Consider the following 20929-nt stretch of genomic DNA (forward strand, 5'->3'; position numbering starts at 1 on the left):
ATGTCTAAACCTCAGCATTTCATCTTTCTTCTGGTCCACGACTTTACCCACATCGCATTTTCCTGTGCCGTCGAACCCTTGCGGATAGCCAATCTGGTAAGCGGAAAAGAACTTTATACGTGGTCATATGCCTCTGAGAACGGCGAGACCGCGACCTGTTCGAACGGATCCGTAACCTTGGTTCATCATAAACAAGATGCGCTGCCGGACTGTGACCGCTTGTTTGTGTTGTCGGGCATTCGGGTTCAGGATCATACAGACAAGTCTTTGCTTGCCTGCCTCCGCAGGGAACGGGCGCGTGGAACAAAAATTGGCGCGCTGTGCTCGGGCGCCTATGTTTTGGCAAAAGCGGGCTTTCTGACGGGAATCCAAACCGCGATACATTGGGAATTCCATGATGGGTTCATGGAAGAGTTTCCGCAGGTCAACCTTGTCCGAAATGTCTTTGTTTCAGATGAAAAGATCATCACCGCATCGGGCGGGACCGCAACAGCGGACCTGATGCTGCACATGATTGAACGTGATCACGGCTATGACCTGTCGGTCGCTGTATCCGATCAAATGGTCTACAACGCAGTGCGCGACGCCACGGCAGAACAACGGGTTTCGCTGCAATCGCGTCACGGGATGCGCAACAAGCACCTGGCCCGCGCCATTCAAAAGATGCACGAAACCATCGAATACCCCATCTCGCCCACACTCATTGCCGAAGAAGTCGGCATTTCAACGCGGCAGATGGAACGCTTGTTCGGAAAGTTCCTGAACTGTTCACCCAAAAAATATTACGTTGAAATCCGCCTGGAACGGGCTCGCCATCTCTTGCTGCAAACCGAGGGGTCCGTGACCGAAATCTCGCTCGCTTGCGGCTTTGAAAGTGCTGGCCACTTCTCCCGTGTTTACAGGGCCGCCTTTGGCGTCACACCCTCAGTTCAGCGCAGCAGGCTTAGCTAAGCCTGCTCAGCGATAGCGAAACGCCAGCAGCGGAATTGAAAGCAGATAAAGCAACGCCAGCAATGCAAACGAATACCAAGAGAAGGACAGGATCAGCACCAAGAACACTGCGCCAATAAACGACACCACCCGCGCGTTGGCTGATTTCATTTTGAACATTTTTGGCGAATAGGTCGGGATCGTGCTGATTGCCAAAAGCGCAACACCAACCAAGTACACAAGAAAGATGTCTTGGAAAAAGTCAGTTGGTGTAAAACCACTTTGCTTCAGATAGATCGGCAACAGCGACAGGAACGCCAAAGCCGGGGCCGGAACCCCCACAAAGGCCGACGATCCGTTGGTCTCAGGCTCTGAACTGGCCACATTAAATCGCGCCAGACGCAACATGCAGCACACAACCAGAAACAAGACCACAGCCCAGCCAATGCCCATCTGGTCCGTGCCATCAAACATGAAACGATACAGCAACAGGCCCGGCGCGATGCCAAAGCACAGGAAATCAGAGAACGAATCCAGTTCCGCGCCAAATCGGCTTTCTGCCTTGAGCAGGCGTGCCACGCGCCCATCCAAACCGTCCAAAATAATCGCGATTAGAATAAGATAGATAGCGGGTTCCAGCCGGTCCATCAGGGTCATCCGCAACGACGTCAGCCCCGAACAAAGTGACAAGACAGTCACCGCATTGGGGATATTGCGTGTCAGATACCCACTTGAAAACCCGGATCCCGCTCGCTTCATATCATGGTCCCTAATCGCTTGCTTTGCTCTTCGCCAAGTGTGGCCAGGACAGTTTCGCCTGCGGTTGTGGTTTGCCCCAGTGTTGCCAACGGCTGCACACCTACGGGGAGATACACATCTAGACGACTTCCAAAGCGGATCAAACCAAATCGTTCCCCAACACTGAGGGTTTCTGTCTCTTTCGTAAAGCAAACGATGCGACGCGCAACCAAACCTGCGATCTGCACAACTGCGATATCGGTGCCATCGTTCCGGCGGATCGCAAGTCCGTTTCTCTCGTTATGTTCGCTGGCTTTGTCCAAAGAAGCGTTCACAAATTTACCTTTGTGATAGACGATTTTGGTCACTTCGCCAGTCATTGGCATCCGGTTCACATGGCAATTGAAAACGCTCATGAAAACAGACACACGGATCCGGGGCGCATCCCCCAGCCCCAGCTCCGGCGGGGCCACGGTTTCCGTTATCAACGACACCACCCCATCAGCGGGTGACACGATTAATCCTTCATCGGTCGGCACCGAACGCACAGGATCGCGGAAAAAGTAGTAACACCAGACGGTCAGACCCAAACCGATCCAGAACAAGGGTTCAAAAAGGAATCCGGCCGCGACACTGATCGCTGCAAATGTCGCAACAAACTTACGACCCTCGGGGTGCATCGGCACCGCCACGATTTTGAGCATATTCATAGTGCGTCCTACTTCCGCAGCATTTCTGTTACAAACTTGTTCATTACGGCATGCCCCATCGATAGCAATAGGCAGAATGCGACAAACCCACCATAACCGGTGAGTGTTTCGCAAATGCCGCCTGCTTGCCTGACACCCCTGCTACAATTTGGGGGCTTTGGAATCAGGTGGCGCAATGATCGGCCTTCGCTACGACACACAACCCATAAAGCCAATGCATTTGATCGACGCGACATCATATCGTGATAGGTCTTAACAGCCCCCAAAGGGCAGTATTGCGCCGTGAAAAACCCTTGCCCCCACGCCCAAAACAGACAAAGTGGCCGCACGTAGACACAGCAAGAGGCCCCTATGCAGACTATCGACACACTGGCCGCGCTTGAGGCACTCTATGATGCCCCGGTGCCCGCGTCGCTTACCAAAGTCACGCCACGCATCACCCCGCACTATCGCACTTGGATCGGCGCATCGCGCTTTGTGATCCTGTCGACAATCGGCCCCGAGGGCACCGATGCCAGCCCCCGCGGGGACAATGAACCAGTCGTCACAATTGCAGATGACAAGACAATCCTTTTGCCCGATTGGCGCGGTAATAACCGGATCGACTCGCTCAGGAACATTGTGCGCGACAACCGGGTCAGTCTGATGTTCATGGTGCCCGGGTCCAACAACGTGGTGCGAGTCAACGGAACAGGGGCTATTACCGCTGACCCCTCCGTGACCGAACAATTCAAAAAGCGCAGCACCAGCCCGAAAACCGTCATCGTGATCACCATTGATGAGCTCTATTTTCAATGCGCCAAGGCCCTGATGCGATCAGCCCTCTGGAGCAGCCCGGACGAAAGCGCATCAGTTCCAACCGCCGGGCAATTCGTCAAAGAGATGCAAAGCAATTTTGATGCTGAAAGCTATGACAGCGGATATCCAGAATACGCCAAAACGCGCATGTGGTGAACATCCTTAGATCTGAGTTGGGCCCATTCAGTTGGGCCCAACTCAGGTGTCTTACAGCGATTGTGTAATCGCCAGATCCAACTTGGTGACGATCTCATCGATCTGTTCGTCGGTCAGGATAAAGGGCGGTGCCAACAGGATGTGATCCCCATGCACACCATCCCGTGTGCCTGACATTGGATAGCAAATCAAACCGGCCTCAAATGCGGCTTTCTTGATCTTTTTGGCCAGTCCAAGTTTGGGATCAAACGGCGTTTTGGTTTCGCGATCCGCGACCAGCTCAATGCCACGAAACAACCCCCGCCCCCGGATATCGCCAACATTTGGGTGCTGGCCAAACTTCTGCACCAATGCAGATTGCAGTTTTTCACCCATCTCAGCACTGCGCTGCACCAGTCCCCGATCCAGCATGGTTTTGACAACGGCCAAAGCCGCAGCTGTCGCAACCGGGTGTCCAAGATAGGTGTGACCGTGCTGGAAAAACCCAGACCCGTCTTCGATCGCCTGATAAATCTGCTTGGAACACAGCATCGCACCAATCGGCTGATATCCAGCCCCCAAGCCTTTGGCGATGCACAAGATGTCAGGCGCGACCCCATCCGCGTCGCAGGCGAACAGATGCCCGGTACGGCCCATGCCGCACATCACCTCGTCCAAAATCAACAACACGCCATACTTGTCACAGATTTCTCGGATGCGTTTGAAATACCCCTCAACCGCAGGCACCGCACCCGAGGTTGCACCCACAACAGGCTCGGCCATGAAAGCCATGACGCTGTCTTCGCCCAACCGCAGGATTTCATCCTCTAGATCCTGCGCCGCGCGCTGACCGTAATCAAAGGCGCTTTCGTCCTCGGCACGGTCCACATATTCATAGCAAGGCGCGATATGGCTGATATCAATCAACAAAGGTGCAAACTGCTGGCGCCGCCATTCATTGCCACCCGCCGCCAAGGCCCCCAAGGTATTGCCGTGATAACTTTGACGCCGCGCGATGATGTGGCGGCGTTGTGGCTCGCCGCGTTCCAGATGGTACTGACGCGCCAACTTGATGGCAGATTCCGTCGCCTCGGACCCGCCCGACACGAAATAGACCCGGTCCAGATCACCCGGTGCGTTTGCAATCAACAGATCCGCCAGTTCCTCGGCGGGTTCCGAGGTCAAAAACCCCGTATGGGCAAAGGCCAGCTTTGCCACCTGATCCTGCACCGCTTTGATCACTTCGGCATCTGAATGGCCCAGACAGGACACCGCAGCGCCACCGGATCCGTCGAAATACCGCTTGCCATCAGCATCAATCAAATAGCAGCCATCGCCCGATACGGCTGTGGGTGGGTTGGCTTTGGTGTGGCGTGGAAAGACATGGCTCATCAGGCAACCTCGTTCAATGTGTGTCCCGCAGTTTCGGCTGCGCGGACAAATGCAGCAACCGAAGCCGCGTTGTCGGCGAAAACCTCGCCGTTTGGTGTTTCAGTGTTATTCTCAAACCCGATCCGCACCGCGCCGCCGTGTTTCAGCGATTCAAGCAGACAGGAGTGTTCGTAGCGACCAAAGGCACAGACTGTCCAATCAAGATTGGCCTCTTTGGTGTCTTTCAGGAACGGCATCAGCCCCTCGGGTCGTGCCAGAACCGGCGGATTGTACTGCCCAAGGACAAAAATCACCTGATTTTGAGCCTGACGGATCAGGCCAGAATGTCGCCAGTCCAACAGCGTCTTGATGCAATCCGGCCCATACAGGATATGCTGCACCTCGGTTCCCGCCTCAGCACACAGGGCATAGGTACGTGCTGCAATGTCGGAATCCCGCGCCATCTCTCGCACGGAAATGCTGGCCGCTGCGGGGCGCAGCGCCTCAAGCGTCTGATACTGCGCAGCCACATCAAAATTCCCGCCGGACTCGGTCGTGATTTGGATCGCCATGCCCGGGGCCGCAGCCTCAACCGCTGCCATCGCCTCGCGATAGCGACCCGGATCCAGCGAATGGCGGCCTGTGTCATCGCGCACGTGCAAATGCAGCGCCTGCGCCCCCGCCAGCTGACAGGCGCGCGCGGTTTCAGCGATCTGATCTGTTGTCACCGGCAAGGCCGGGTGATCGCTGCGCTGACGTCGCGCCCCGTTGGGCGCGACTGTGATTACTGGCAAAGGCATCGTGTTACCCTCTCATCCGGCTGCCGGTCGGATCATAGGCTGGCGCAAATTGCACCCGCGCCGCAAACCGCGTGCCCGCTATGTCCATCTCGACCTCGGCCCCGTCTGCGTCATCCATATGGACACTGGCCAGACAGATCGGCTTGCCAATGCGATAGCCAAAGCTGGCCGAGGTGGTGTGCCCGACGATTTTACCCCCGAAATAGATCGGCTCGTGTCCCAAAGGCACCGCGTTCACATCATCAATGATGACCGTCATCAACGACCGCTTGCCAGTGGCCCGTCGTTCGACCAGTGCCGCAGAGCCCACAAACTCTTTCTTCTTGGACACCATCATATCCATGCCGGTTTCAATCGGGGTGATGTCACTGTCCAGCTCGTGACCCATCGCGGCAAAGCCCTTTTCAATCCGCATCGAAGATTGCGCATACATGCCCGCCGGTGCCGCCCCTGCTGCGACCAGAGCGTCATAAACCGCCTGCGTGTTCTCGGCCTTCATGGTGATCTCCCACCCGGCCTCGCCCACATAAGACATGCGGACCGCGCGCACATGTTTACCCGCAATATGTGCCGGGCCAACTTTGAAATACCCCAGCTCGTTCAGCTCTGGCGCACCAACTTCGGCGGCGATCCGTGCTGCCTCTGGCCCCATCAGGCCCAAAACAGCATATTCTTCGGTGCTGTCTGTCAGGGTCACATCAAACCCATCGGAGTGGCGCTTGAACCACGACAGATCCCGTTTGATCGCGTTGGTACCCACAAACAGACGATAATGATCGTTTGCAATACGGTGCGCGGTGATGTCGGATTCATAGGTGCCCCGCTCGTTCAGAACCGCAGAATAGATCGCGCTGCCCGGTGCCTTGGCCATGTTCGACGCACAGACGTGCTGCAGGAACGCCTCGGCATCTGCGCCTTGCACTTCGATCTTACCAAAGGGTGACGCATCAAAGATCGCCGCAGTTTCATGGGCCGCCTTGACCTCGGCCGCGACGTTGTCGAACCAATCCGGCTTGCCAAAGGTCATCTGAGGTTCGGCCGTTTTGCCGAAATAAAGCGGGCGTTCCCAGCCATAAAACTGGCCAAAGTGCGCCCCTGCCGCCTTATAGGATTGCTCCAGCGGCAGGGCACGCAGATTCCGAGCCGTTGAGAGCTGCCGCCCCGGAAATGCAATTTCGTAATGGGTGCCCAGAATTTCAGGCGCACGCGCCATCAGGTGGTCAAGACTGTTGAACACCGGCGCAAAGCGTTTTGCATCCGCTTCGCCCAGATCATAGGCCGTCCGACCATGCACGATACAATGTGCAAGGTTCATGCCTGCGCCCCCACCCGACGCCATACCCACCGAGTTCATACCACAGCCCAGGAACAACCCCTTGGTTTCAGCGGTTTCCCCCAGCATGAACATCCCATCCGGCGTAAAGCTTTCTGGTCCGTTCAACAGCATTTTAACTTCGGCGGTTTCCAACGCGGGCAGGCGATGCAGCGCATTCATCATCATGGGCTCAAAGTGTTCCCAATCTTCGCCTAACAGACCGAATTCGAAATTCTCGTCCAGAATGCCCGGTTTGATCGGTTTGCCCATGGGTTCGAAACAGCCAACCAGCAATCCGCCTGAATCGTCCCGAATATAGAGATGGTTATCGTGGTCGCTGAGCGTCGGCATGTTGCCAACAATGCCGTCAATCGGCTTGGTCAACAGATAAAAGTGTTCGCACGCCAGCGCCGGAATCTCCGCCCCGGCCATGGCCCCCATTTCGCGCGACCAAAGACCGGTACACAATGCAATCGCATCACACGACACGGTGCCTTGGGTGGTTTCAACGCCAACAACCTTGCCGTTTTCGGTCAAGATGCCGGTCACGCCGGTGTCTTCAAAGATCCGCGCGCCAAGTCCCTTGGCCGCTTTGACCAAAGCCGCGCACACATCGCTGGGGGATACGCGCCCATCGTCTGGAGACCAGACCGCGCCCAGCACATCATCCGCATTCATCAACGGCCAGCGTTCTTTCGCCTCGCCAGCGGACACAGATACCGCCTCGACGCCATATGCATGGGCCAGTGCCTCTTGCCGCTTGACGTGGATCATCCGGTCCTCAGTCGTGGCGATCGACAGCGATCCCTTTTGAATCCAGCCAACGTTCTGACCGGTTTCCTGTTCCAGCTGCGCATACAGATCGACAGAATACTGGATCATCCGCGTCAGGTTCTGCGAATGGCGCAGCGCCCGCACCTGCGCCGCCGAATGCCATGTGGTGCCGCTGGTCAGCTTGTTCCGCTCGATCAGGATGGCATCTGTGACGCCCATTTTGGCAAGGTGATACAGGGTCGAACACCCCATGATACCGCCACCGATGACGACCACTGAGGCATGAGTTGGGAGAGACATGATAAGACTCGTTTTGGGTTCCGTTGGGTCATAGTTAGACGCAGATCAATATTTTTGTATTTGCTATTTGCAGAACATTTGTTTTTATCTGACTTTATGGATCAAAGCCTAAAACATCGCCTGATCGAACGCCTCAAGGACGACATCGACTCCCTGCCGCCACGGCTTGAAGCGGTTGCCAAGTACGTTATTGATCACCCAGCAGATTTCGGCCTGAACCCAATCCGCGAAACCGCGTCCACGATTGGGGTCAGCCCCAACTCGCTTGTCCGGCTCGCGCAAAAAATGGGCTTCGACAGCTTTGATGCGTTCCGCGAACCCTTCCGCGAGGCTTTGGTCACAGATGGCGAACGCGATCTTGGCGAAGACTGGATCAACCGGATGCAGGGCGCTGGTGAAACCGGGGGGCTACAAGCCCGTGCTGCCCGAAATGAGATCAATATTGTCTCCCGCTCTTTGCGTCTGATGACCCCGGAAAAAGTACAAGGGGTCGTGGACTGCCTGCTGAAAGCAGAACGGCGTTTTGTGACTGCGACGCGCGCCAGCTATGCGGTCGCGTATTATTTCCACTATGTGGGACGTATGGCCCTGCCCGATCTGAATTTGATCCCACGCCATATGGGCAGCGCCGTGGACGAACTGGTCGAGGGCACCGCCAATGATGTGTTGATCGCAATGACCCTTGCACCCTACAGCGCCGAAACGATCAAGGCGCTCAGATTTGCGCGTGCACGTGGGATGAAGATCGTCTTGATCTCGGATTCTGAACTGGTGGCCCCAAATATCGAGGCCGACCATGTTTTGACCGTGGCGGCCAATTCGACCCACTATTTTGGCTGTTATGTCGGCGCGATGGCGGTGGTTGAATGTCTGCTCAGCCATTTGGTGGCCGCAGGGGGCGATCAAATCCGCAAGAAGATCGGGAATTACAACGATGTACGCGAAGAATCCGGCGCCTATTGGAGCCCATCCAAACTGCCGCGCATTCGCTAACTGAGCTTAGATAACGTCCAACGACACTTTGACCCGATCCATCACTACAGATGTTTTGAACCGGCTGATGTTGGATTCTTCAAAGAAATGCGTTTGCGTGAACTGTTCGTATTCCTTGATGTCTTTGACCGTCAGGATCAGCACGAAATCCGCCTCGCCCGTCGTATAGTAACATTGCTGCACACAGTCCGCCGTCCGGATCCGCCGCTTGAACGCATCCAGATGCGCAAGGTTTTCCCGTTCGAGTATCACCTCGACGATGATCATCATCTCACGGCCCACCTTGGCCGGAGACACCACCGCGATTTCGCGTTCGATGGCACCGGTTTCGCGCAGCTTCTTTAGACGCTTCTGCACGGCAGGCGGGGACAGGCCAACGTCCTGACTGATGGATTCAGCCGTAAGGCGCGCATTGGATTGCACAAGGCGGAGTATCTGAAGATCTTTGTCATCCATACCGCGATGAAATGCCCCCGCTTTGTACGAAACACAATCAATTTCGTACAGTTTGCCCGGAAACTCGATGAAATTCATCCCGGCAGATGAATACTCTGGGCGCACCATTCAGACAGGATTCCCGCATGTCCGACTTTGACAGCAAATTACGCGCACTGCGCCAGACCTTTCACCGCACGCCAGAGCTTGGGTTTCAGGAACACCAGACCCGTGCGCGCGTCGCGACACATCTGCGCGACCTCGGCATAGAGGTCCACGAAGGCGTTGGCGTGGTCGGCATTCTGCGCGCCGGTACTGGCAATCGCGCGATCGGGTTGCGCGCTGACATGGATGCGCTGCCCATTCACGAGGCCACAGGTCTGGACTATGCGTCCCAAACCGATGGGGTGATGCACGCCTGCGGACATGATGGTCATATGACCATGTTGCTGGGCGCTGCCGAAACCCTTGCGAAAAACCCCGATTTCGACGGTACAGTTGTTTTCCTGTTCCAACCCAACGAAGAACACGGTCTGGGTGCCAAAGCGATGATCGATCAGGGCGTTTTGGAGCAGTTCCCGATGGAAGAAGTCTATGCCATCCACAACCTCCCCGGCGCCCCAACCGGTCAGGTTACAACACGACCCGGACAAATTTGTGCAAGCGAAAGCCTGTTTGAAATCACAATCACCGGTCAGGGCGGCCATGCCTCGATGCCGCAAGTCGGAGTGGATGCGATCACCGTGGGCGCAGAGCTGGTGCAAGCGCTGCAAACCATCGTCGCCCGCAAACTGGCGCCCAGTGCCGGGGCGGTTGTTTCAGTGACCGAATTCCTGACGGATGGGCAGCGCAACGTCTTGCCCGGTCAGGCCACGCTGAAAGGCGATTGCCGCGCCCGCCTGCCAGAGGATCGTCAACAGATCGAACGCTTTATGCGCCAGATCGCAAACGGCGTTGCAGCCGCGCATGGCGTTCAGGTGGACGTACAGTTCCGCACCGAATTCATCGAAACCATCAATGCAATTGAGCCGACAGAGGCGGTGGTCCAAGCTGCAAAAGCGTTGGATCTGGAGGTTGACGGCAACCGATCCCCGATGAGCTTTTCCGAAGATTTCGCCCATTTCACCGCCGCCGTTCCGGGCTGTTTCCTGTTGTTGGGCAATGGCGAAACGGGGGCGAGCGGACAACCGTTGCACGCCGCCGATTATGATTTCAACGATGCGCTGTTGCCGATTGGCGCGGCGTTCTGGACGCAATTGGTCAAAGACCGGTTGCCCCTGACCAAAGGACAAAACTGATGGATATCTTTGCAACTGCGCCGATGGCGCATGCCACAGGCGCACGTCACCAGGGGGATGCAGCGCACCGCGTTCTGAGCCAAGACAATTTTGGACAGGCCATTGGCGAAATCACCCAATGGGATGGCTATGCCCCCACTCCGCTTGTCTCGCTGCCTGCACTGGCCGCCAAAATCGGCGTCGGCGAAATCCACTATAAACACGAAGGGCCGCGGTTTGGCCTTGGCAGTTTCAAGGCGCTTGGGGGGGCTTATGCCGCCCTGCGAGTGCTGCAACGAGAACTGTCCAGCCGCCTTGGCAAAGATGTGACCTTGGCCGATATCCGCAATGGCGATTACAGCGATGACTGCGCCAAGATCACGTTGGTTTCGGCCACGGATGGCAACCATGGTCGCTCGCTTGCTTGGGGCTGCAAACGGTTTGGCGCGCCCTGCCGGATCTACATCCACGCCGAAGTCAGCGAAGGCCGCGCCCAAGCGATGCGGGAACTGGGGGCTGACGTTATCCGGATCGAAGGGGACTATGACGATTCCGTCGATCTGGCCCGCGCTGAGGCAGAACAAAACGGCTGGTTTGTGGTGTCTGACACATCCTGGCCCGGCTATTCCGAGCCACCGCGCGATGTTATGGCGGGATATTCCGTGATGACCCGCGAAGCCTGCGACGCATTGGGCAATGCACCTACTCATGTCTTCTTGCAGGGCGGTGTTGGTGGGTTGGCGGCCTCTGTCGCGGCCAAGCTGCGTCAGTATTGGGGGGATCAATCCCCGCGCGTGGTGATCGTCGAGCCTGACATGGCCGCGTGCCTCTATGAGAGTGCCCGCAAGGATGCGCCGACGGCTGTGAACATCGAGGTAGAAACCATCATGGCTGGCCTGTCTTGCGGTGAACCCTCTGAAATGGCGTGGGACATCCTGCGCGAAGAAGCCACCGATTACGTCACAATCCCTGACAGTGTCGTTGGCCCCACCATGCGATTGCTGGCCCGTCCGTTGGGAGATGATCCGGTGGTCGAAGCCGGTGAAAGCGCGGTTGCGGGACTGGCCGCACTGATCGCAGCGCAAGCAGGCATAACCGGCGCAACACTGGGTCTGGACAGCAATTCGCGCGTGTTGCTCATCGGGTCCGAAGGCATCACAGATCCAGAGATCTTTGCAGCTGTCATGGCGGAGGACAGCAATGTCTGACGCCCCCGTTCGCGGATTTGCTGACGCTGAATTTGAACAGCGCACTGCCAAGGCACAGGCACTGATGGCCCAGCAGGGCTTAGCTGGCCTTTTATTGTTGACCGAACCCGAAGTCCGCTATTTCAGTGGATTTCATACACTGTTCTGGCAAAGCCCGACACGCCCTTGGTTCTTGTTTGTGCCCGCGGCTGGGAAACCCATCGCCATCATTCCTGAAATTGGCGCCGCCCTGATGCGGCAAACTTGGCTGGATGATATTCGCACGTGGAGCGCGCCTGCGCCTGAAGATGACGGGATTTCATTGCTGCTCGAAATCCTGACCCCGTTGTCACACCAAGGCGTGCGTGTTGGTGTGATGAAGGGGCATGAGACCGCGCTTAGGATGCCGTTGGGCGATTACGAACGCCTGATGGCCGCCTTGCCGGGGCTGGAAATCGCAGATGCCACGCCGCTGGTGCGATCCCTGCGCATGGTCAAATCGACAGCTGAGATCGAAAAGCTGGCCCATATCTGTGACATTGGTTCGCGCAGCTTTGCCGCTGTGCCCAGCTTTGCCACCGAAGGCCAACCGTTTGAGGAAGTGTTTCGTGCATTCCGACGCGAGGCGCTGGCTTTGGGGGCGGATGACGTGCCCTATCTGGTGGGGGGTGCGGATCAAGGCGGCTATCACGATGTGATTTCGCCGCCCTCTCGTCGTCCCTTGCAATTCGGTGACATCTTGATGCTGGACACTGGCGCGACGTTTGACGGGTATTTTTGCGATTTTGATCGCAACTGGGCCATTGGTCAGGCGGATGATCTGTCCAAGCGGGCTTATGATGTGCTTTGGCGCGCGACCGAGGCCGGAATGGACGCCGCCCGACCCGGTGCTACCTGTCGGGATCTCTTTACAGCGATGCAGACTGTCATTGCCGAGTTGGATGATCAGGGTGGTGATGTTGGCCGTTTGGGTCATGGGCTGGGGATGCAGCTGACCGAATGGCCATCGCATGCCGCCTTTGATGAGACTGAACTGCAAGAAAACATGGTGCTGACGCTGGAACCCTCGCTTAGTTATGGGGATGGCCGTATCATGGTTCACGAAGAAAACATCGTTGTGACCGATGGGGTGCCCCGCCTGCTGAGCACCCGTGCGGCGCGCGAATTACCGATACTCTGAGGGACAGATGAAACTCGACTTTGCGACGGATGATGGGATTGGGACGCGGGCGACCTTGGGTGTTGTCGTGCTGGAAACCGATGAATCGCTTGAACCTGAATTCTCTCAGATGATGGATCTGGATGGGGTGGCACTGTATCATTCACGCATCCCGATGGTGACGGAAATCCGCCCCGACACGCTGATCAAGATGGAACAGGATTTGCCTGCCTCTGCGCAGCTTTTGCCAGCGGCGTTGAACTTTGACGCGATTGGCTATGGGTGCACATCAGCCTCGACTGTGATCGGCTCAGATGGCGTGGAACGGGCCATTCAGACCGTAAAGCCCGGCGTTCCCGTCACCGACCCGCTGAGGGCCACGATTGCCGCGTGCCGGGCTTTGGGCGCGACAAAGTTGGGTTTCATAACCCCGTATCTGCCCGAAGTTTCGGGCATGATGCGCGAAAAACTTGAACAGGCTGGGATGTCCATTGCGGCCTTTGGGTCGTTCGAAGAAAGCGATGATCGCGTGGTCGCGCGGATCACCGAAAACGCGATTTCAGCGGCTATCGACAAGATTGCGGATGAATCGCCCTGTGATGCGATCTTTGTCAGCTGCACCAACTTGCGCTGCCTTAACATCATCGCAGAGGCCGAATCCCGCACCGGCGTTCCGGTGATATCCAGCAACCAAGCGTTGGCGTGGCACATGCTTCGCTTGGCGGGGGTTAAGGCCGAAAACCCCGCCTTTGGTCAGCTTTTTACGCGGCAAATAGCACAATAACCCTATCTCATGGGGCTAGATCCTAACGCCGTCCCTATTCGGGGCGGCGTCTTGCCGCGTGGGGCATTCTCTCTTGAGGTTTTTTAACCTTATCTATAATCACCTCCATCAAGCAGAGCGCAGCTCATTTTTATCTATAATTCCCAATGGAGGAATACCGATGCTCGACAACCAGACCATTCGTACGGACTGGAGCCGCGCCGAGGCGGAAGAAATCTACAACAAACCCCTGATGGATTTGTTATTTGAGGCACAAACCGTGCATCGGGAAAACTTCGATCCAAATCAGGTCCAGCGTTCAAAGCTGTTGTCGATCAAAACCGGTGGCTGCGCCGAGGATTGCGCCTATTGCAGCCAGTCTGCGCGCAACGGATCCAAGCTGTCGGCCTCAAAACTGATCGAAGTCGAGCAAGTTCTGGCACAAGCACGCAAAGCCAAAGAAGGCGGCGCAACGCGGTATTGCATGGGCGCGGCATGGCGGTCCCCCAAAGAGCGCGACATGCCAATGCTTGAGGCGATGGTGCAAGGCGTCAAGGACATGGGTATGGAAACCTGCATGACATTGGGCATGCTAGAGGACGATCAGGTGTTCCGCCTGCGCGATGCGGGTTTGGATTACTACAACCACAACATCGACACCTCGGAACGGTACTATTCCGAAATCATCACCACACGCACCTTTGCCGACCGCATCGAAACGCTGAACCGCGTGCGCGAAGCAGGCATGAAGGTCTGCGCCGGTGGCATCGTCGGCATGGGCGAGCAGAAAATGGACCGCATCGACATGTTGCTGGCCCTAGCCACCCTGCCCGAGCACCCAGATTCAGTTCCGGTCAACATGCTGATCCCAATCGCAGACACGCCGCTGGCCGATGTTAAACCGCTGGACCCCATCGAATTCGTACGCACCGTTGCTTTGGCTCGTATCCTGATGCCAAAATCGCATGTGCGCCTGTCCGCAGGTCGCACCGACATGAGCGACGAAATGCAGGCTATGTGCATCTTTGCCGGGGCCAATTCGATCTTTGTGGGCGACACCTTGCTGACCGCCGACAACCCGGAAGAAGACAAAGACAGCGTTTTGTTCGACAAGCTTGGCCTGACAGCCATGGCCGTGGGATGTGACGGCTCAAAATGACGCTGTTTGCGCGGCACGATACAGCGCTCAGGTCGCTGGAAACGCGAGGGCGTTACCGGCAACTGATCCCGCGTGCCGGGCATGATTTTGCATCGAACGACTATCTTGGGCTGGCGGAATCTGACGTCTTGCAGGCCGCCGCCCGATCCGCACTGGACCGGGGTGTTCCGGTCGGTGCAGGCGGGTCCCGCCTGTTGCGCGGCAATCATGATGAACATTGCCTGTTAGAACAAGAGGCTGCGACGTTCTTTGACACCGAGGCCGCACTGTTTGTCGGTGGTGGTTTCGTTGCCAATACAGCGATATTCTCGACCCTGCCTGCGCAGGGCGATCTGGTGCTGTATGACGCATTAATCCACGCCAGCACCCATGACGGCATGCGGTTGGGTCGGGCGGACACGATGGCCTTTGCACATAACGATGTCACCGACGCAGCTGAGCGTATTCGGCTTTGGCGCGAGGCGGGCAATACCGGGCAGATCTGGTTGGCTTGCGAAAGCCTGTACTCCATGGACGGCGATCTGGCACCGATTGACGATCTTGCCACTCTGGCCGCTGAAACAGATGCCGTTCTTGTCGTAGACGAGGCCCACGCCACAGGTGTTTTCGGCGATTTGGGCCGCGGAGTAAGCCACAGTTATGCGAACCGGGAAAACACCCTGACATTGCACACGTGTGGCAAGGGGTTGGGCGTATCCGGCGCGCTGATCTGTGGAGCGCAGGTTCTGATCGATACGTTGATCAATCGGGCGCGGGGGTTTGTCTTTGCAACCGCCCCGTCGCCGTTGAACGCTGCCCTTGTACGCGCCGCGCTGACCGAATTGCGCACAAATCCCGCGCGCCAACAGCGCGCGCAGGCCTTGATGGCACATGCTCATGCGCAGGCCGAGCGCCACGGTGGTTTGATCGGGTTTCAAAGCCAGATCATGCCTGTGATTGTTGGCAAAGATAAACCCACGATGGCGCTGGCGGCCCATATGCAAGGGCTGGGCTATGACATTCGTGGCATTCGCCCCCCGACGGTCCCACGCAACACGGCGCGCTTGCGGATCTCGATCACTCTCAACACCTCCGCCGATGTGGTCACGCAGATGATGCATGACCTGAGCCTGGCGATGAAAGAGCACAGCCAATGACCCAACCCATTGTTGTAACCGGGACAGACACCGAAATCGGGAAAACCGTGTTTTCTGCGGGCCTGACGCTTGCGTTGAAAGCAACCTATTGGAAACCTATTCAATCCGGCATCGAAGAGCAGACTGACAGCCAGATCATCGCGTCTTTGACAGGCTGCCCGACGCTGCCCGAGGCACATCTGTTGCAATTGCCCGCCTCGCCGCATTTGTCGGCCGAGGCCGAAGGCGCGCATATCGGTTTGGACGATCTGACCATCCCGGCGATTGACGGGCCGCTGGTGATCGAAGGGGCTGGCGGCGTCATGGTCCCCCTGAACCGGGAAGAGCTGTTTCTGGATGCCTTTGCCCAATGGCGCGCGCCCGTGATCCTGTGCGCCCGCACACAATTGGGCACGATCAACCATACCCTGATGTCTTTGCTGGCCTTGCGTCAGGCACGATGCGCGATCGTGGGCGTGGCCTTTATCGGGGATGCCGTGCCCGAGGTTGAACAGACAATTTGTGACTTTGCCCATGTTGCGCATCTGGGTCGTCTGCCCCGGCTGAAAACCCTGAACGCGGACACGTTGACTGATGCCTTTGAAGCCATCGACATGAAAACCATCACCGGAGCCCTGACTCAATGACACCTCTGGAATTCGACCAAAAGCACCTTTGGCATCCCTATACCAATGTGGAAAAACCCGGACCCACTTTTGTGGTCAAGGAAACCGAGGGCATGCACATCACATTGGATGATGGCACCAAATTGATCGACGCCATGTCATCGTGGTGGTGCATGATGCATGGCCACCGTCACCCAAAGATTACGCGGGCCATTCACGATCAACTGGATCGGATGCCGCATGTGATGTTCGGCGGTCTGACCCACGATCCTGCGATTGAGCTTGGCAAAGCACTGCTGCGTTTCGCGCCTCGGTCGATGCAACGCATTTTCTACTGCGACAGCGGATCGGTCTCTGTCGAGGTTGCGATGAAAATGGCGGTTCAATATCAGCACGCCAAAGGGTTTCCGGGACGGTCCCACTTTGCCACCATCCGCTCGGGCTATCACGGGGATACGTGGAAGGCGATGAGCGTCTGCGACCCGACCACCGGCATGCATCATCTGTTTCAAGGCGCGTTGAGCGTGCAACATTTTGTTGATCGCCCCCCAATCCGCATCACCGAAGCATGGAACGACGATCCCGCGCTGAACGGCTTGGCTGATTTGCGCGCCCTGATCGAGGCCAATCACCGCGAGATCGCGGCCTTTATCCTTGAACCCGTCGTGCAGGGCACCGGCGGTATGTATTTCTACCATCCGGAATACCTGAACCAAGCGCGCGCAATTTGTGATGAGTTCGGCGTGTTGCTGATCTTTGATGAAATCGCGACCGGCTTCGGGCGGACAGGTAAAATGTTTGCCACTGATTTTTGCACCGTCGAACCCGATATTCTGTGTCTGGGCAAGGCGTTGACAGGCGGGCACATCAGTTTTGCCACCACCATGACCAATGATCGCGTGGCTGAGGGCATCGGCAACGGGGAACCCGGCATCTTTATGCATGGACCCACATTCATGGCCAACCCGCTAGCCTGCGCCGCCGCGCGCGCCAGCCTTGAGGTGCTAGAGGCACAGGATTGGCACGGAACAGTGAATGCCATCGCCAGACAGATGACGCAGGAACTGGCCCCAGCCCGCGATCTGCCAAACGTGGCAGATGTGCGTGTGCTGGGCGCAATTGGTGTCATTGAGATGAAGCACCGGGTCAGCGCCGATGAGGCCCACGCCTTGGCCCGTGAAGTGGGTGTCTTTTTGCGTCCGTTTGGGACCAACATCTACACAATGCCTCCGTTCATTGCGTCGCCTGATGAGATCTCGAAAATCTGCGCCGGCATGCTGCATCTGGCGCGTGTGCTCTGATGCAGTGGCGTTGGGTGCAACACACAGGGGCCAACGATTTAATCGTGGTCTTTGGCGGGTGGGCGTTGGGGCCTGCACCGTTTGCGCACCTGACCGGGCCATATGACGTTATATTGGCTGACGACTACAGCGACCTGAACCAAGAGTTACCGAATGTCAGCGCCTATCACTCTGTCACGCTGATCGCCTTTTCGTTTGGGGTAGCGGCCTATGGACACTGGCAGCAGGGTCGAAGGGATCCGTTCATCAAAAAGGTCGCGATTAACGGCACTTTGACCCCCATCGACAGACGTTGTGGAATTGCGCCAGTTGTCATGCAGCGGACAATCGACACGCTGAGCCATGAGGCGTTTCAGGTCTTTCTTGAGCGATGCTATAACGCGCCCCAAAGCGACACGCCAATCGACGTGCAGGCCCGCGAACAAGAATTGCGCGCGGTTCAGGCCCGAGGTAACGCGCCCGATGTGTCATTTGATCGTGTGTGGATCAGTGACCAAGATCGCATTTTTCTGTCGGCCAATCAAAAGCGCGCCTGGGTTGATCAAGTTGAACGTGTTCAACACGTTGATGCCCCTCATGTCCCGTTTAAGAGTTGGTCAACATGGGCAGAGGTGCTAACATGAAAGATCTGCAGTCGTTCACAGATATCACCCGCGTCCAAACCAGCTTTGCGCGCGGCTTGCCCAGCTATCACGATCACGCCCAAGCTCAGGCGCGCATTGCCCGAACCCTTGCGGATCATCTGTATCAGGCGAAACTGCAGGCCGGGGCGCGGAATACGTTTCAACACGTTCTGGAATTTGGCTGTGGTACAGGTCACCTGACCCGACAGCTGTGCAATATATTTGATATCGACAGCCTGCATTTGAACGACTTGGTGCCAGAATGCGCCACCCTTGCCGCCCCTTTGGCGCAAAGCTTTGTCCCCGGGCCGATCCAAGACGTTGAGTTGCCCCGGCACCTTGACCTGATCGCGTCGGCCTCGACCGTGCAATGGATCGAAGATCTTCCCGGTTTGATGCACCGTTTGACCGACCACTTGCGCCCCGGTGGCTGGTTGGCGTTATCGAGCTTTACCCCCGCCCATTTTCCTGAGCTGGCGACCTTGGGGTCGGGGTCAGCTGCGCCGAGCTATGTCACCCCGACGGACTGGCAGGCGATGCTGCCCATAGATATCGACATACACCACTTGGCTGAGGCCAAAGACGTCATGCGATTTGCCAGCCCGCGAGACGTGCTGCGCCACCTGCGCGCGACTGGCGTGAACGGCAAGGCCGAAGGCAGATGGACGCGCGCGCGCCTGAGCGAATTTGAAGAGCGTTATGCTGAAATGTTTGGCGATGGATCCACGGTTTCGTTGACCTATGCCCCGGTGTGGTTGGTCGCCCGGAAACGGGGTTAACCCAATCGGGACAGGTGTTTACGCAGCACAGACACGGCCGTTTCAACGTCACGGCGTGTGATTGCTGCCATGATCGCGCGATGATCACGATCTGCGCGGGCCTCCCATCGGCTGCTGTATGTTGCCAATAGGTGGCGTGCTGCCAGCGTTTGCAGATCAGCAATTTCGGCCAGCATTCTGGGCATGTCACACCCTGCCAGAATGGCCATGTGAAACCTGCGGTTTTCATGTTCCCACGTGGCCAGGTCCGTTGCTTCGTCACAGGCCAGTCGCGCCAGTTCCGCTTGTTGTTTTTGCACGGGCGACATGTGTGCGATGGAGTGGCTTAACGCAACGGGTTCCAACGCCAATCGCATCTCGCGAATTTCTCGCATATTGGCAGGATCAAATGGGGCCACACGGGTTCCACGACGCGGTAGGCTGACAGCCAAGCCTTTGGCCTCGAGCCGCAAAAGAGCCTCTCGCACCGGAACATGGCTGGTCTTGAACGCCGTCGCGATATGGTCCTGACGCAGCTTTTCATCCGCAGCCAGATCACCGCGCACAATCTGATCTGTCAGGCTTTGGGTTATCTGATCCGAAATAGTGGATTTGGCATTTTGCGACATGGGTTTTGATACGAAACCCTACGTATGCAAACAAGTCTCTACGACCTGTTTGCACTGATTTTTCATTCCTTATTAGGGTTTCAGGTCCACTTGGGGATTACTGCGCCCACCGCGCCCACGACTCGGGAGAGCCACGGAACACGTTAATATCCACGGGTCCAGAGATACCCGGCACAATACCCGTACCGGTATATTGCCAAAACGCCCAAACCGCCCGTGGATAGGTTTTGCGCGGATGCGCGGCGACTGATCGCAACCAGAAATCGGTGCCCTTCAGCTTGCCAATGCCAGTGTCTTTGTAAAAGTCCACCGTGGAATAGACCACCGGACGACGGCCATAATGATTTTCCAGAATCCTGAGGAACTTCTTGGCTTCGGCGCGCACGGTGGCCCCGTCCGGACGCAGCGTGCAGGTTTTGGAATGCGGGGTCCATTCCATATCCAGCACATGCGGCAGGGCCCGATCATCGCGTGGGACATTCTTGATGAACCAGCGGGCTTGTTCCTCGGCGGGGCGGCAGAAGTAATAGTAGTGATACGCACCGTACCGCATCCCCGCGCGTTGGGCGCCACGCAGATGTGTTTTGAACATGGGGTCCAAGAAATCACCGCCTTCAGTGGCTTTGATAAAGGCAAATGAAACTCCCGCAGCGCGGACCGTTCGCCAATCAATGTCACCTTGCCAGCGGGACACGTCGATCCCATGAACGGGGTAAGAATAGGGTGTTCGCCCCTCCCATGGGTGGGGATCGCTGTCCCCGAATTTGGGGTATTGGATGACGTTTTCGGGCGAATACGTCGGGACCGCCGCAACCGGTTCCGGCTCTGGCGCGCGTGAGCGCCCGCAACTGGAAACCATGGCCAAAGCCAACACTGCACACACCACAAAACGCATCATCAATAATCCAAAGCCAATGTTCGCCTGCTCCGGTTATCCCCTCATTTTGGGCCCGCGGCAACACAGGATCCCGTGAAGGGGAAACGAGCACCCATTTTCCGCTTACGCAAACGCTTTCGCACAGAATTCACCCCC

At 57.0% G+C, this 20929-nt stretch carries 21 protein-coding genes; 13 read left to right on the forward strand and 8 right to left on the reverse strand.

The genetic code is table 11. The annotated features are described in order from the left end of the window. Positions 1-951, forward strand: a complete 951-nt coding sequence (locus tag ABWV33_RS17825; RefSeq protein ID WP_353332677.1) for a GlxA family transcriptional regulator — start codon at positions 1-3, stop codon at positions 949-951. A gap of 6 nt (positions 952-957) precedes the next feature. On the opposite strand, the gene pssA is transcribed toward ABWV33_RS17825, so the two are convergent. Together pssA and ABWV33_RS17835 are read right to left on the reverse strand one after the other, a co-directional pair. Continuing rightward, a complete protein-coding gene (gene pssA, locus ABWV33_RS17830) occupies positions 958-1689 on the reverse strand; it encodes a CDP-diacylglycerol--serine O-phosphatidyltransferase (RefSeq protein WP_113822043.1) in 732 nt (243 codons plus the stop codon). Beyond that, positions 1686-2441: a phosphatidylserine decarboxylase gene (locus ABWV33_RS17835; protein ID WP_353332737.1), complete on the reverse strand. Its 756-nt coding sequence runs from the start codon at positions 2439-2441 to the stop codon at positions 1686-1688. Before ABWV33_RS17835 ends, pssA begins: the two co-directional genes overlap by 4 nt. Positions 2442-2729: 288 nt before the next feature. On the opposite strand from ABWV33_RS17835, the gene ABWV33_RS17840 reads away from it, so the two are divergent. Continuing rightward, positions 2730-3332 carry a pyridoxamine 5'-phosphate oxidase family protein gene (locus ABWV33_RS17840; protein ID WP_113822041.1) on the forward strand — a complete coding sequence of 201 codons (603 nt, stop codon included), beginning with the start codon at positions 2730-2732 and terminating at the stop codon, positions 3330-3332. 51 nt (positions 3333-3383) lie between these two features. Here the strand turns inward: ABWV33_RS17840 and ABWV33_RS17845 are convergent, their stop codons facing one another. The 3 genes from ABWV33_RS17845 to ABWV33_RS17855 are packed head-to-tail and all read right to left on the reverse strand — an operon-like array spanning position 3384 to position 7871. After that, complete coding sequence (locus ABWV33_RS17845) at positions 3384-4703, reverse strand: aspartate aminotransferase family protein (protein ID WP_353332679.1); 1320 nt, start codon at positions 4701-4703, stop codon at positions 3384-3386. Further along, positions 4703-5482, reverse strand: a complete 780-nt coding sequence (locus ABWV33_RS17850; RefSeq protein ID WP_353332681.1) for a beta-keto acid cleavage family enzyme — start codon at positions 5480-5482, stop codon at positions 4703-4705. The genes ABWV33_RS17845 and ABWV33_RS17850 overlap by 1 nt, the downstream gene beginning before the upstream one ends. A 4-nt stretch (positions 5483-5486) precedes the next feature. Further along, positions 5487-7871, reverse strand: coding sequence for a GcvT family protein (locus tag ABWV33_RS17855; RefSeq protein WP_353332683.1), 2385 nt, complete (start codon positions 7869-7871; stop codon positions 5487-5489). Between the two features lie 54 nt (positions 7872-7925). Here ABWV33_RS17855 and ABWV33_RS17860 point away from each other — a divergent pair, with 54 nt between their 5' ends. Continuing rightward, the gene (locus ABWV33_RS17860; protein WP_353332685.1) at positions 7926-8864 is read left to right on the forward strand and encodes a MurR/RpiR family transcriptional regulator; all 939 of its coding nucleotides are present in this window, start codon (positions 7926-7928) and stop codon (positions 8862-8864) included. Positions 8865-8870: 6 nt separating this feature from the next. Here ABWV33_RS17860 and ABWV33_RS17865 read toward each other — a convergent pair whose 3' ends face one another. Further along, positions 8871-9320, reverse strand: a complete 450-nt coding sequence (locus ABWV33_RS17865) for an Lrp/AsnC family transcriptional regulator (RefSeq protein WP_113822037.1) — start codon at positions 9318-9320, stop codon at positions 8871-8873. A 125-nt stretch (positions 9321-9445) separates the two neighbouring features. Between ABWV33_RS17865 and ABWV33_RS17870 the strand changes: the two genes are divergently transcribed. From ABWV33_RS17870 to ABWV33_RS17915, 10 genes are all read left to right on the forward strand, one after another. Next, positions 9446-10597 carry an amidohydrolase gene (locus ABWV33_RS17870; protein WP_353332687.1) on the forward strand — a complete coding sequence of 384 codons (1152 nt, stop codon included), beginning with the start codon at positions 9446-9448 and terminating at the stop codon, positions 10595-10597. Continuing rightward, positions 10597-11784 (forward strand): diaminopropionate ammonia-lyase, encoded by a 1188-nt coding sequence (locus tag ABWV33_RS17875; RefSeq protein ID WP_353332689.1) that lies wholly within the window; start codon positions 10597-10599, stop codon positions 11782-11784. Before ABWV33_RS17870 ends, ABWV33_RS17875 begins: the two co-directional genes overlap by 1 nt. Next, positions 11777-12943 carry a M24 family metallopeptidase gene (locus ABWV33_RS17880; protein ID WP_353332691.1) on the forward strand — a complete coding sequence of 389 codons (1167 nt, stop codon included), beginning with the start codon at positions 11777-11779 and terminating at the stop codon, positions 12941-12943. Before ABWV33_RS17875 ends, ABWV33_RS17880 begins: the two co-directional genes overlap by 8 nt. 7 nt (positions 12944-12950) lie before the next feature. Beyond that, entirely contained in the window at positions 12951-13706 is a 756-nt protein-coding gene (locus ABWV33_RS17885; RefSeq protein WP_353332693.1) for a maleate cis-trans isomerase family protein, read from the forward strand. Between the two features lie 160 nt (positions 13707-13866). Continuing rightward, positions 13867-14844 (forward strand): biotin synthase BioB, encoded by a 978-nt coding sequence (bioB, locus tag ABWV33_RS17890; RefSeq protein WP_113822033.1) that lies wholly within the window; start codon positions 13867-13869, stop codon positions 14842-14844. Beyond that, positions 14841-15980: an 8-amino-7-oxononanoate synthase gene (locus tag ABWV33_RS17895; RefSeq protein WP_353332695.1), complete on the forward strand. Its 1140-nt coding sequence runs from the start codon at positions 14841-14843 to the stop codon at positions 15978-15980. Before bioB ends, ABWV33_RS17895 begins: the two co-directional genes overlap by 4 nt. Then, the gene (gene bioD, locus ABWV33_RS17900; RefSeq protein ID WP_353332697.1) at positions 15977-16606 is read left to right on the forward strand and encodes a dethiobiotin synthase; all 630 of its coding nucleotides are present in this window, start codon (positions 15977-15979) and stop codon (positions 16604-16606) included. The genes ABWV33_RS17895 and bioD overlap by 4 nt, the downstream gene beginning before the upstream one ends. Continuing rightward, a complete protein-coding gene (gene bioA / locus ABWV33_RS17905) occupies positions 16603-17886 on the forward strand; it encodes an adenosylmethionine--8-amino-7-oxononanoate transaminase (protein ID WP_353332699.1) in 1284 nt (427 codons plus the stop codon). Before bioD ends, bioA begins: the two co-directional genes overlap by 4 nt. Beyond that, positions 17886-18509, forward strand: a complete 624-nt coding sequence (locus tag ABWV33_RS17910) for a pimeloyl-ACP methyl esterase BioG family protein (RefSeq protein WP_353332701.1) — start codon at positions 17886-17888, stop codon at positions 18507-18509. The genes bioA and ABWV33_RS17910 overlap by 1 nt, the downstream gene beginning before the upstream one ends. Continuing rightward, entirely contained in the window at positions 18506-19288 is a 783-nt protein-coding gene (locus ABWV33_RS17915) for a methyltransferase domain-containing protein (RefSeq protein ID WP_353332703.1), read from the forward strand. Before ABWV33_RS17910 ends, ABWV33_RS17915 begins: the two co-directional genes overlap by 4 nt. On the opposite strand, the gene ABWV33_RS17920 is transcribed toward ABWV33_RS17915, so the two are convergent. Both ABWV33_RS17920 and ABWV33_RS17925 read right to left on the reverse strand, forming a co-directional pair. Continuing rightward, positions 19285-19896: a GntR family transcriptional regulator gene (locus ABWV33_RS17920; RefSeq protein ID WP_353332705.1), complete on the reverse strand. Its 612-nt coding sequence runs from the start codon at positions 19894-19896 to the stop codon at positions 19285-19287. The genes ABWV33_RS17915 and ABWV33_RS17920 overlap by 4 nt on opposite strands. 97 nt (positions 19897-19993) lie before the next feature. Continuing rightward, the gene (locus ABWV33_RS17925) at positions 19994-20791 is read right to left on the reverse strand and encodes a glycoside hydrolase family 25 protein (RefSeq protein WP_353332739.1); all 798 of its coding nucleotides are present in this window, start codon (positions 20789-20791) and stop codon (positions 19994-19996) included. Positions 20792-20929 lie beyond the last annotated feature (138 nt).

Source organism: Phaeobacter sp. NW0010-22 (assembly GCF_040365955.1).
GTDB lineage: Bacteria > Pseudomonadota > Alphaproteobacteria > Rhodobacterales > Rhodobacteraceae > OMPR01.